This is a genomic window from Microcystis sp. LE19-195.1E, from assembly GCF_027532095.1.
GTDB classification, from domain to species: domain Bacteria; phylum Cyanobacteriota; class Cyanobacteriia; order Cyanobacteriales; family Microcystaceae; genus Microcystis; species Microcystis aeruginosa.
In genome coordinates this window covers 1-2,587 of sequence record NZ_JAPZSZ010000113.1, presented here as the reverse complement: position 1 = coordinate 2,587, position 2,587 = coordinate 1, and the positions used below count along the sequence as shown (strand labels likewise).

General features: G+C 47.1%; 2 protein-coding genes. One reads left to right on the top strand and one right to left on the bottom strand.

Going from position 1 to position 2,587, the window contains the following annotated elements; genetic code table 11:
* Positions 1–202: 202 nt before the first annotated feature.
* Positions 203–1,507, bottom strand: coding sequence for a histidinol dehydrogenase (gene hisD, locus O9300_RS06955; RefSeq protein ID WP_002798851.1), 1,305 nt, complete (start codon positions 1,505–1,507; stop codon positions 203–205).
* Between the two features lie 255 nt (positions 1,508–1,762).
* Between hisD and O9300_RS06950 the strand changes: the two genes are divergently transcribed.
* Entirely contained in the window at positions 1,763–2,449 is a 687-nt protein-coding gene (locus tag O9300_RS06950) for a hypothetical protein (RefSeq protein WP_041803978.1), read from the top strand.
* Positions 2,450–2,587: the final 138 nt, after the last annotated feature.

Here is a 2,587-nt window from a genome sequence, read left to right as displayed (position 1 = left end):
CAAGGGTTGCGCTTGCTTTGGTTTAACCTGAGCGACTTAGTTTTTGCTGCGCTTTTTTCTGGCTTGAGATTTTGAGTTTTACGGCAACTGCTTGAGTTTTTTTGAATTACCTCTTGACAATCAAGACAGTCGCTACGTTCTGAATTTAAAAAATAAGCTTGCCTACATATCTAAGTTATTCCCTGTTTCCTATTCCCTGTATTTAGAGTAAAATTTCCCTGTGTTGAATTGCTAATTTATGGGCGGGAAAACCTTCGTACTCGGCTAAAGTTTTCGTGGTTTCTTTTAACTTTTCAAAGCCTTCAGGGGTGACATAAGCCAAAGTGGAGCGCTTGAGAAAATCATACACCGAAACCGCCGAATAGGAACGGGCAAAACTTCCCGTCGGCAGCACAGCATTGACTCCGATGGCGTAGGTAGCCATAGAGGAAGGAGTATGATTTCCCAGGAGAATTTCGCCAGCATTTTTAATCTTGCCCAGAATGGCAAAAGGATTACTAACTAAAACCTCTAGATGTTCCGGGGCGTACTCATTGACAAAATCGAGGGATTGCTGCAAACTATCGGTTAAAATTATGCCCCCATAGGCGGCTAAACCCGCCTCACAGAATTCCCGTCGCCAATCCGGGAGTTTTTGCAGGTATTCCTGTGCATATTCACTAGCAGCGATCGCTAAATCTTCACAGTGGGTGACTAATAAAGCCGCCGAATCCGCCCCGTGTTCCGCTTCAATTAATAAATCCAAGGCCGCTAAACGGGCATCGGTGGACTCATCGGCCAAAACTATCGACTCACTTGGACCGGCCGGCAAACCCACATCCACAGTACCGAACAGTAACCGCTTGGCCGCCGCCCCATAGACGCTGCACGGACCGGTAATTTTGTCAACCCTTTTGATATTTTTTGTTCCCAAAGCCAAAGCGGCGATCGCTTGTACGCCCCCTAACTTATAAATTTCTCTGACTCCAGCCATCTGCGCCGCCACCAGAGAAACCGGTTCGACGTTGCCCTGTTTATCGGGGGGAGTGCAAACGACAACTCTTTCCACTCCTGCCACCATTGCCGGGATGGCTAACATTAACATCATCGAGGGAAAAGCACCGCGGCCCCGGGGAACGTATAAACCCACATTGGGGATAGGAGAGATTTTTTCGCCGGCAAAGACACCGGTTTCAATTTCTGCCAGTAGTGTTTCTTCCGGCATTTGGCGACGATGTACCTCTTGAATATTCCGGAAAGCCTGTTCAATGGCAGTTTTTACTTCCGGTTCAATTAAATGAAAAGCCCGCTCAAATTCTGCCTCGCTGACTTTGATATTTTCTACCGTCGCACCTTCGTAGTCAAAACGCCGCACATAGTCCACAACGCCGGCATCCCCCCGTTCGCGGATGGTTTCTATGACCGTTTGAGCGACTTTGAGGGCGTTATCAATATCTAACTCGGCTCTTTTCTGAAGTTTTGCCCGTTCTGCGCTACTTAATTGCGAAAGTTTTAATATTCTAACCACTATTGCTGCTCCTACTGCCCCCCGTCCTCTCAAGGATAACGGGGAATCTGAATCTTTATTTTTATTGTAACCTTTGGGGGAGTGCCGGCTTTTCAGTGATCAGTAAACAGTAACCAGTAATCAGTGAACTGAAAACTCACATCTGATAACTGATAACAAAGGCCGAATCTAAAACCTAATTTGTTAAGCTAAAAGCTTTATTGCCAGATTCTTTCTCTTGCCTCTTGCCTCTTGCCTCCTGCCTCCTTGGGTATAATGCAGATCATGTTTAAGCTCTCTTGCTGTTCTGTAAATGCGATCGCTCTTGGTTTATTATGGGGGGCGATTGGTCCGGTGTGGGCAGAAACGGAGTTAGACCTAGACCCGAAAATTCGGCAAGAAAGCCCGGTTTTAGAGCGTTGGTTAGAAAAAATACCCGATATCGCCGAAGATATTCGCCGCGATCCTAGTTTTCGCACTCGTATCCGTTTAGGATATGCAGAGTTTCCTTCTACCGATAATTCCAGTGGCGTGATTTTGGGGGTAGAAGATGTGTTTTTCGGTCAAACCAGTTTAACCCTAAGCGGCGATTATCAGACGGCTTTTAACGGCAAAAGGACGGCAATAGGAGCAAATTTACAATACTATCTCCTCCCTTTGGGTGATTATGTCAATCTGGCTCCCATGGTGGGCTATCGTTACATTCAGACAGGAAATTACAGCACCGATGGGCTTAACTTAGGATTAAAGCTCAAATTAGCCCTTTCTCGCACGGGGGCAGCAGATATCACCGTCAGTCAGAGTTTTATCTCACCGGGGGGTGCTAACGAGGTGGGATTGACTACTCTTTCGGTTGGTTATGCGATTACCTCTAATTTACGTTTAGCCGCCGATATTCAAGCCCAAAATTCCCGCGCCCGTAAAGATAGCTCCCTAGGAATTTTACTGGAATGGTTGCCCTAATTAGGGTTTGCGGCAAAAAGCTTTTCCTGGGGGTAGGGTGTGGGGTGCGGGGTGTGGGGTGTGGGGTGTGGGGTGTAGGGTGTGGGGTGTAGGGTGTGGGGTGTGGGGTGTGGGAAAAATAAATAAAAATAATCTCCT

Coding starts and splice junctions, on each gene's coding strand:
- O9300_RS06950 (WP_041803978.1), top strand. CDS start 1,763: ATGCAGATCATGTTTAAGCTCTCTTGCTGTTCTGTAAATGCGATCGCT.